Here is an 8,732-nt window from a genome sequence, read left to right on the forward strand (position 1 = left end):
CAAAGGCTTTTCCCGGACCTCCTGCTGCTGCGCAGGAGCCGCGCCCAGCGCGGGCATCTGGCGGAAGAAATCGTCGAAAATGTCCTCCCCGAAAAGGGACGGTCCCAACAGAGAGGATCGAGGGCTGAAAAAGCTGTCCAGCAGTCCGCCGCCAAAAAAGTCCTGCACCATTCTGCGGTTATGCGCCGCCACCGCCTGAGTGTAGCCCAGCTTTTCGGCGCACTCGCTGCAAAGATGGGCTTTTTCCACATGCCCGTTCACGTTGCTCTCATAAATGAAGTTGACTTCATTCTTTCCACAATGTTCGCATTTCATAATTGTTTCCTCCTCAAGTCTATTTAAATTATAATTAAAAACAGTTTGTACTGCGCCGCCCTGTCGTCCCGGCGCGTGGACGAGAAAATCACTCCACCTGATGAATTAAAACCTGCTTCATCATTTCTGCCCGGACGGAATCCCGCAGCTCTCGGGGCACAGCCACCAGCACCCGGTCGTCCATACAGGTCAGCAGCGTTTCCCCCACGCTGCCCTCCAGCGCACCGGAGGACACCAAGTTGCTCAAAATCGCTCTTGCCGAGGGAAAATCCAACCGGTCGCCCACGGAGTTAATGACATGCATCAGCAGCGTCTGCCGATTCATGCGCACCCGGGTAATCCGGATATAGCCGTTGCCCCCCCGGCGGCTTTCCACGATATAGCCGTGCTCAGGGGAAAACCGGGTGCTCATTACGTAGTTAATCTGGCTTGGCACGCAGTTAAACCGCTGGGCCAAATCGCTTCTCTGCACCTCCAGCACTCCGCCGTCGGCCTCGTTCAGGCTTTCTTGCAGGAAGCTGGCAATTAAATCGGAGATGCCCACTTGAACCGCCTCTTTCTCTTCTGTTAATTCACTCATAATACCTTGCGTCAGGTTTGACTTTGACTTTCTTTAACCTTTGTTTGATACGTAGTATAGCACCGTCATCAGAAATGTCAAGGGGTATTTTTTGACTTTCTTTGACCAAATTGAAAAGAAATTGTGAACACCACTCAATCTATCCCAAAAGTTAAGAAAAATGCAGTTATACGTGACAAACTGCCTAAATTTCCAATATATTTTTCACAGAAACGCTTGCTTTTTTTTTAACGTGTGCTACAATAAATTTACTAATTTTATGGAGGTGCTTTTCCATGGCTTACAAGATTACTTCTGCCTGCGTAAGCTGCGGCTCCTGCGCGGATGTTTGCCCCGCCGGTGCTATCAGTCAGGGTGATGATTCCTATGTGATCGACGCCGGTGCTTGCCTGGACTGCGGTGCTTGCAGCGATACCTGCCCCAGCAGCGCCATCGTTCCCGGCGAATAAGCAGATTCGTACATAAAAGCGCCGCAGGTTTTCTGCGGCGCTTTTATTATGCCTAGAATGGCATCTCTTGCGCGGGGCGGCACTTTGCCGTATAATGGAAGCACATTAGTTGGAAAGGGGGCGCACGCCGTGGAGCAATGGGACAGCCTGTGCCCCGGGGGCCTGCGCTTTTGCTGGGACGAGTGCGCCCACAAGCCCGGCACCGACAGCTTTTTACTGGGGAGCTTTCCCCTGTTGCGTCCCGGTCTGCGGATCTGCGATCTTGGCAGTGGAACGGGGCTTTTGGGTCTGCTCCTCCTTCAGCGGCAGCGGGAGCTGCAAATTACCGGCATTGAAATTCAGCCCCACGCCGCCTTGCTCTCTGACATGGCGGCGGCAGAAAACGGTCTTGGGGACCGTCTGCGGACCCTGCGGGGCGATATTCGGCAGATTCGCGCCCTTTTACCCGCCGGGAGTTTTGATCTGTGCGTCTCCAATCCCCCTTATTTTTTGGACGGAAGCGGCGCAACCGCTCCGGCCTCTTCAAGGCGGACGGCCCGCAGCGAAACAGACTGCACCATTACGGATTTATGCCGCGCGGCGGCATATCTGCTGCGCTGGGGCGGCGCCTTTTGTCTGGTCCACCGCCCTGAGCGGCTGTGCGACTTGCTCTGCGCCCTGCGGGAAAACAGACTGGAGCCAAAGCGGCTGCGGATGGTGGAACCCCGTCCGCGGACCGCGCCGTCTCTTTTACTGTTGGAGGCCCGCCGGGGCGGAAAGCCCGGGCTTTCCATCGGGCCGCCTTTGTGCCTGACGGATGCGTCCGGTATGCCCTCGGCGGAATATGCCGCCGCCTATTTCCGAACACCTGAACAAAAGGAGAACACGCCATGAGCGGAACGCTGTATCTGGTCGCCACGCCTATTGGGAATCTGGGCGACTTTTCTCCCCGGGCGGTGGAGACGCTGAGAACGGTGGATTTTATTGCCGCCGAGGACACCCGCGTTTCCGTGAAGCTGCTGAATCACTTTGAAATCAAGCGCCCGATGGTGAGCTATCACGCCCACAGCCACGTCTCTGCCGGGCAGTCTATTTTAAACCGCCTGCTGGCGGGAGAGAGCTGCGCTCTGGTGACGGACGCGGGCACGCCCGCCGTCTCCGACCCGGGAGAGGAGCTGGTGCGCCTTTGCGCGGAGCAGGGTGTGGAGATTCTGGCCATTCCCGGCTGTTGCGCGGCGGTGAACGCGTTGGCAGTGAGCGGTCTGCCCACAGGCCGATTTACCTTCGAGGGGTTTCTCTCCACCAACAAAAAGGAACGGCGGGAGCACCTTTCTTCTCTGCTAAATGAACGCCGCACCATGCTGTTTCACGAAGCACCCCATAAGCTGCGCACCACGCTGGACGATTTGCGCGCCTTTTTTGGCCCTGAGCGGAAAATTGCAATGTGCAGGGAGCTGACCAAGCTCCATGAAGAGACGATGCGTTGCACGCTGGGGGATGCCGTGGCTTATTACCGGGAGAACAGTCCACGGGGAGAATACGTCCTTGTGCTGGAGGGAGCGGCCCCTCCGGCGGAGGCGGAAATTACGCCGGAGGAGGGCGTCCGTCAGGTGCTGGAGCTGAAAAGTCGGGGCCTGAGAATGAAGGATGCCGTGCGGCAGGTCGCCGAGGCCACGGGCCTTTCCCGGAACGAGCTGTACAGCGCCGCCGTGACCGCCGAAGCGGAGACGAATTAAGTTCACACCCTCATGCCGCAACCTCTGCGGCAACACTCCACTTCACAAAGCAGCATAAATATAAGCACCGCGCCGGAGGAAATTCCTCCGGCGCGGCATTTTATAAGCTTTTATTCGTCTTAAAACCGGGGCAGCTTGGAAACCACGTCCGCGCAGCGGGGGCAGAGGGTGGGATGGTCGGGATTCTCCCCCACCTTGGCAGACTGCATCCAGCATCGCTCGCACTTGGCGCCGGCAGCCCGACCCACCTCCACGGTGAGACCCGGGAAGTTGGTCCCCTTGCCCACGGTGGCTTCTGCGGAAGGCTCCGCGGTGGTGATGCTGCAATCCGAGACGATGAACACCTCGGCAAGGCTCACGCCCACAGTCGCCATCAGCGCCTGCGCCGCCGCGTCGTCGTCCGCGTGGAGAGAGACGCGCGCCTCCAGTGCCTTGCCGATCTTCTTGTCGGCACGGGCGGTTTCCAAAACCGCGTTCACGTCGTCCCGCAGGCGGACAATCGTCTCCCAGCGCTCCATGGCCTTTTCGCCCAGCGCATAGTCCGCAAAGGGCTTGTTCATTTCGTTTAGCAGCACGTTGCGCTCGTCGTCCCCGACCCGGTGGGTCATGGCCTGCCAAATCTCGTCGCAGGTAAAGACCAGAACCGGAGCCATCAGCTTCGTCATGGTGTCCAGAATCAGGAACAGAGCGGTCTGGGCGCTGCGGCGGCGCTTGCCGTCCTCTTCCTCGCAGTACAACCGATCCTTAATGATATCCAGATAGAAGTTGGACAGCTCCAGCACGCAGAAGTCATTGACGGCGTGGGTTACAACAAAAAATTCATAGTCGTCATAGGCTTTGAGGCATTTCTCCGTCAGCGCGTTGAGCCGGGTGACGGCCCAGCGATCCAGTTCCTCCATCTGATCAGCAGGGACCAGATCATCGGGATTAAACCCATCCAGATTGCCAAGGCAGTACCGGGCAGTGTTGCGGAATTTCAGATAATTCTGGCTGAGCTGCTTGAAGATTCTGTCCGAGCCGCTCACATCCGAGTGATAGTCTGCGGAAGCCGCCCACAGGCGCAGCAGGTCCGCGCCGTACTGCTCGAAAATCTCTGCGGGGTCCATGCCGTTGCCAGCCGACTTGTGCATGGCCTTTCCCTGCTCATCCACGGTCCAACCATGGGTGACGCACTCTTTAAACGGCGCGCCCTTGCTAAAAGCGCCCACGGCGGTCAGCACAGAGGACTGGAACCAGCCGCGGTATTGATCCAATCCCTCCATATAGACGGTGGCAGGCCAGAAACCCTGATCTTTTTTCATGGAGGCATAGTGGGTGGACCCGGAATCAAACCAGCCGTCCAGTGTGTCTTCTTCCTTGGTGAATCCGGATTTGGCCCCGCAGTGCGGACAGGCAAAGTCATGGGGCAGAATGTCCTCCGTCTCTTTGGCAAACCAGACATTGGATCCCTCTGCCGCAAAGAGCTTGGAGATGGCGTCAATGGACGCGTCGGTGACGACAGGCTTTCCGCAGTCCTTGCAGTATACCACGGGAATGGGCAGGCCCCACTTGCGCTGGCGGGAAATGCACCAGTCGTTGCGCTCCCGGATCATGGACTTCATGCGCTCCTTGCCCCACGCGGGTACCCAGCGCACATCCTCGCAGGCGTCGCAGGCCTCCTCTTTGAAAGAGTCCACGGAGCAAAACCACTGCGGAGTGGCGCGGAAAATAATGGCTCCCTTGCAGCGCCAGCAGTGGGGATAGCTGTGCACGATATTCTCCTGAGCAAACAGCGCACCGCTTTCCTTCATGTCCGCCAGAATCACGGGGTTGGATTCCTCCGTCTTCATCCCGGCGTACTTTCCGGCATAGTCGGTGTGGCGGCCCTGATCGTCCACGGGCACCACCATGTCCATGCCATACCGGCGGCAGGTATCATAGTCGTCCGCGCCAAAGCCGGGGGCGGTGTGGACACAGCCGGTACCGGAGTCCATGGTGACATAGTCTGCCAGCAGCAGGCGGCTGGTTTTATCAAGGAAGGGATGCTTCGCCAGCATATTCTCAAAAAACGCGCCGGGGTGCGTCTCCACGATTTCGTACTCTTCAAAGCCGCCCAGCTTCATGACCTTTTCCGCCAGCGCCTCCGCCATGATATATACCTCGCCGTTGGGGGCCTTCGCCAGAGCATAGCTCTCCTCGGGGTGCAGGGCGATGGCAAGGTTTCCCGGCAGAGTCCAGATGGTAGTGGTCCAGATCACGAAAAACAGCTTGTTGTGGTCGAACTTGCCGAGCTTTCCCCCGTCATCAAGCATGGGAAACTTCACATACACGGTAGTGCAGGGATCGTCCTGATACTCAATCTCCGCCTCGGCCAGAGCCGTCTCGTCGTGAGGGCACCAGTACACGGGCTTGAGGCCCTTGTAAATGTGGCCATTTTTGTACATCTCACCAAAAACCTTGACTTCTTCGGCTTCAAAGCCGGGGTCCATGGTCTTATAGGGATGCTCCCAATCGCCGATAACGCCCATGCGTTTGAAGCCGTCCATCTGCACGTCGATATAGTGCTGAGCAAAATCGTGGCACGCAGAACGAAACTCGGGAACGGACATGGATTTGCGGTCCAGCTTGTTCTTCTTAATAATGGCAGATTCAATGGGCATGCCGTGGTTATCCCAGCCGGGAATATAGGGCGTATAATAGCCCCGCATGGCATAAGACCGGGTGATAAAGTCCTTAATGGACTTGTTCAGGGCGTGGCCCATATGGAGATCGCCGTTGGAAAACGGAGGGCCGTCGTGAAGGTTGAACAGGGGCTTTCCCTCGTTCTTTTTCAAAAGCTCGTTGTAGAGGTCCATATCCTCCCAGCGTTTGAGCATCTCCGGCTCCCGCTTAGGCAGCCCCGCCCGCATGGGGAAGTCGGTCTTGGGCAGATTGATAGTCTTGTTATAGTCCATGGAAATTCCTCCTAATTATAATCAATCAAAAATATTCAACAATCAGTTGTATTCAAAAACGGCAATCTTACAGGCACGGCACAGCATCGTTCCGGGGAAATCATGAAACGGGAAAATGTCGAATCCGCTCGCGGAGTCATCCCCCGGCGCTCTGAGCAGCACACTGTCTTTGGGTACGCGAAAAACCGGCAGCTTCTCCTGCTGCGTCCAGTAACCGTATTTCTCGGTATACATGATTCCGGGTTCCATCTCTCGACCGCACTTGGGACAGTTCATTTACTTTAAGATCCCCTTTCATGCAAAATAAAAAACGCCCTGTCTCTTAAAGAGACAGAAGCGTTTAAAATACTTCTGCGGTACCACTCTCGTTGCTCCCCCCTTGCGGGAAAAAGCCGCTCACAGCCTGCATTCACAGGCCGACGGGTAACGCCGTCACACGTCCTAACTTACTCGCGTCGTCTTTCAGCAGGAGGCTCCAAGGTGATTTTCAGGTCCCGCCTGTCGGCAGCCCTTCCACCAAAATGGGCCGCTCTCTGTGCAGGGGCTGGGTCTTACTCGTCCTTATCTACGCCAAGTATTCAATTTTTCAACACTATTATACCCGCCGCTGCCGATTTGTCAAGTCGGAAATTCCCCGGAAGGCAGTCCGGCTTTCCCGGACGCAAAGCCAAAGGGCCTGCCGCCTGCAATTCACAGACAGCAAGCCCCCGGCAAACAGGAACGCAAAGCGTTCCTTTATCACTGGTATCGGTAATGCTTCCCCGTGTACTCGTCCACGCAGGACAAAAACATCTCCCGGCTGCGAAACTCAATGGGCCGGAAGCCCTCCGCCTCGTGGAAGGAGACAATACGGTTCACGGTGTCTACCCATACGCGCCAGAGTCCGGCATTTCTTGTGGCTTCCATTCGGAAAGCTCCCTTCTTCTTATCTGCGGCTTCCGCCGCCCCGCACACAATTTCCCGGCGGAGTTCCCCATCCGCCGTCTTCTTGATTGATATGACGGTTCTCAGCGGAAAAAAGTTTCAGCTTTGCGCCTCTTTTTCCGCTCTTTCTTTTTCCAGCGCCGCTATGCCGCTGTCCACCTGCGTCAAAAAGGTCTGCCACGCATCTTCATTTTCCACGTAATACTTGGGGCAGTTTTTTCCCGACACATCGTAGTGGCGCAGAACGTCCTTGGAGGTCAGACCGAACGCGTCGCACAAAAACGCCGTCAACTCCGCCACCCGGTCATAGGTCACGGGGAGAAATTCCCCTGTCTCGTCGGGATGGCAGACCTCGATGGAGAGGGTGTCCTCGTTGCGGGTGTTGGAGGCGTAGGCCCACTCCGTCATGGGAATGCACTGGAGCACCTCTCCCTCCAGTCCCACGATAAAGTGCGCGCTGGCGTAAATCTCCAGATGGCCGTCCTCAAGGCCCTCAAAATAGCTGCGGTTGGCTTCCGCCGAGGTGCCGGGATTGCCCACGTAATGGATGACAATTCCCTTCACCTGCTCCAGCTCCGTGCCGGGGCGGGACCATGGATTCACCGTCAAAAATTCCTGCTTCACATAGTCCGGCAGCACCACCGTCTCTGCCGAAACATCGGAGCCAATCTTACTCCAAATCCAAACGCCAGCGGCGGCGATCACAAGGACCGCCGCCAGGCACAGCGCAAAAAACCGTGGATTCATGCGCTTTCTTTTTTCTCTGTAAGCCATGCGCTTTCCGCTCCCGCGCCTTAGCCGACGTAAACCGCGGTGGGTCCGTCGGCTCCGCCGATGATGGCCGCATCTCCGGATGCAATCTCCGGTGCCAATTCATCCGGCCCCCGGTATTCCCCCGTTTCTCCGGGGGAAATGGGATTTTGGTAATACACGGGCATGTCGTAGTCCTCGTCATAGTATTTCTGATACGTAGTCAGGCCGTCTATATCCACACCGGCCTTTTCCAGCGCCGCCAGAAGGTAGGTATAGTCCTTGGAAATCTGCACTTCCTCGGAGTAACTGCCTTTATAATAGTCTCCGTTGCCTGTGTCTTCCTGCGTACGGTAATAGAACGACAGGTTTGTAGAGTACGTATTGGCATCCCAACCTTCGGAATCAAAGATATACGCCCCGGCGTGGCCCGCTTCAATGTCCTTTTTCAGTGCCGCCAGAATTTCCCGGGCGGTATCGCTCTCAAAGGTCAGCGTGCGGCCTTCCCTGTCAAGATACATTTCCACCGTCACGAGCCGACCCGGCTCGAAGCGCTCTTTCATATACGCCTGCCACACCTCCGGGTCCCGGGCAAGCTCTGTCAGCTGCTCCGCCAGCGCGGCATGGGCCTCAATCTCCGAGGGAGAGATCGTAAAACTGTAATTCCTTCGCAGATGTGCGCCGCTTTTCAGGGTATAGTCCAGATGCACGCTTCCGTAGAGCGCATGCTCGTCCCAGTTGCTGTCCGTGGGGCGCTCTTCCACCAGCATTTGATGCAGCGTCAAGAAGCGGTCGATCATCTCAGGGTCCTGACTGTCGCCATAAACGGAGTCCTGCCCGTAGAGCTGGAATTCCAATGACTGTACCTCCTCCGCCACGGGAACGCGCCGCTCAACACCCGGAAGATCCAATTCAAGGGCCACGCACACCAGAATCAGCGCGGCAGCCAAGACCGCGCCCCCCTTCCAGCTGCGTTTTAGAATGTGGAAGGATTTTTACAGCAGCATCTCCGCCCCAAAGTAGCCAACAAGGACCAAAAACGACATGCAGATCACCAGCGCCACGG

At 56.8% G+C, this 8,732-nt stretch carries 9 protein-coding genes and 1 pseudogene; 3 read left to right on the plus strand and 7 right to left on the minus strand.

The genetic code is table 11. The annotated features are described in order from the left end of the window. Positions 1-315, minus strand: a pseudogene (locus RTK01_RS14375) (hypothetical protein); the annotation flags it as partial. A gap of 88 nt (positions 316-403) precedes the next feature. Next, positions 404-895 carry a CtsR family transcriptional regulator gene (locus tag RTK01_RS14380; protein WP_312281630.1) on the minus strand — a complete coding sequence of 164 codons (492 nt, stop codon included), beginning with the start codon at positions 893-895 and terminating at the stop codon, positions 404-406. Between the two features lie 275 nt (positions 896-1,170). Here RTK01_RS14380 and RTK01_RS14385 point away from each other — a divergent pair, with 275 nt between their 5' ends. The 3 genes from RTK01_RS14385 to rsmI all read left to right on the plus strand — a co-directional run bounded on the left by RTK01_RS14385 (position 1,171) and on the right by rsmI (position 3,059). Continuing rightward, positions 1,171-1,344 carry a DUF362 domain-containing protein gene (locus tag RTK01_RS14385; RefSeq protein WP_293009967.1) on the plus strand — a complete coding sequence of 58 codons (174 nt, stop codon included), beginning with the start codon at positions 1,171-1,173 and terminating at the stop codon, positions 1,342-1,344. Positions 1,345-1,473: 129 nt separating this feature from the next. Then, the gene (locus RTK01_RS14390) at positions 1,474-2,217 is read left to right on the plus strand and encodes a methyltransferase (RefSeq protein ID WP_312281631.1); all 744 of its coding nucleotides are present in this window, start codon (positions 1,474-1,476) and stop codon (positions 2,215-2,217) included. Continuing rightward, positions 2,214-3,059 carry a 16S rRNA (cytidine(1402)-2'-O)-methyltransferase gene (gene rsmI, locus RTK01_RS14395; RefSeq protein WP_312281632.1) on the plus strand — a complete coding sequence of 282 codons (846 nt, stop codon included), beginning with the start codon at positions 2,214-2,216 and terminating at the stop codon, positions 3,057-3,059. The genes RTK01_RS14390 and rsmI overlap by 4 nt, the downstream gene beginning before the upstream one ends. Before the next feature lie 119 nt (positions 3,060-3,178). On the opposite strand, the gene ileS is transcribed toward rsmI, so the two are convergent. From ileS to RTK01_RS14420, 5 genes are all read right to left on the minus strand, one after another. Next, positions 3,179-5,992 (minus strand): isoleucine--tRNA ligase, encoded by a 2,814-nt coding sequence (gene ileS, locus RTK01_RS14400; protein WP_312281633.1) that lies wholly within the window; start codon positions 5,990-5,992, stop codon positions 3,179-3,181. A 42-nt stretch (positions 5,993-6,034) separates the two neighbouring features. Next, the gene (locus tag RTK01_RS14405) at positions 6,035-6,268 is read right to left on the minus strand and encodes a PF20097 family protein (protein ID WP_312281634.1); all 234 of its coding nucleotides are present in this window, start codon (positions 6,266-6,268) and stop codon (positions 6,035-6,037) included. A 462-nt stretch (positions 6,269-6,730) separates the two neighbouring features. After that, positions 6,731-6,898 carry a hypothetical protein gene (locus RTK01_RS14410; protein ID WP_293009972.1) on the minus strand — a complete coding sequence of 56 codons (168 nt, stop codon included), beginning with the start codon at positions 6,896-6,898 and terminating at the stop codon, positions 6,731-6,733. 117 nt (positions 6,899-7,015) lie between these two features. Continuing rightward, the gene (locus RTK01_RS14415) at positions 7,016-7,690 is read right to left on the minus strand and encodes a peptidoglycan recognition family protein (protein WP_312281635.1); all 675 of its coding nucleotides are present in this window, start codon (positions 7,688-7,690) and stop codon (positions 7,016-7,018) included. A 20-nt stretch (positions 7,691-7,710) separates the two neighbouring features. Then, positions 7,711-8,616 carry a hypothetical protein gene (locus tag RTK01_RS14420; protein WP_312281636.1) on the minus strand — a complete coding sequence of 302 codons (906 nt, stop codon included), beginning with the start codon at positions 8,614-8,616 and terminating at the stop codon, positions 7,711-7,713. Positions 8,617-8,732 lie beyond the last annotated feature (116 nt).

Origin of the sequence: Oscillibacter sp. (assembly GCF_031978065.1) — a bacterium.
In the GTDB taxonomy this organism is placed as follows: Bacteria; Bacillota; Clostridia; order Oscillospirales; family Oscillospiraceae; genus Oscillibacter.

Excerpts from the sequence above, each read along its gene's own strand:
- rsmI (WP_312281632.1), top strand. The coding sequence starts at position 2,214 with ATGAGCGGAACGCTGTATCTGGTCGCCACGCCTATTGGGAATCTGGGC.
- RTK01_RS14380 (WP_312281630.1), bottom strand. The coding sequence starts at position 895 with ATGAGTGAATTAACAGAAGAGAAAGAGGCGGTTCAAGTGGGCATCTCC.
- RTK01_RS14385 (WP_293009967.1), top strand. The coding sequence starts at position 1,171 with ATGGCTTACAAGATTACTTCTGCCTGCGTAAGCTGCGGCTCCTGCGCG.
- RTK01_RS14405 (WP_312281634.1), bottom strand. The coding sequence starts at position 6,268 with ATGAACTGTCCCAAGTGCGGTCGAGAGATGGAACCCGGAATCATGTAT.
- RTK01_RS14415 (WP_312281635.1), bottom strand. The coding sequence starts at position 7,690 with ATGGCTTACAGAGAAAAAAGAAAGCGCATGAATCCACGGTTTTTTGCG.
- ileS (WP_312281633.1), bottom strand. The coding sequence starts at position 5,992 with ATGGACTATAACAAGACTATCAATCTGCCCAAGACCGACTTCCCCATG.
- RTK01_RS14410 (WP_293009972.1), bottom strand. The coding sequence starts at position 6,898 with ATGGAAGCCACAAGAAATGCCGGACTCTGGCGCGTATGGGTAGACACC.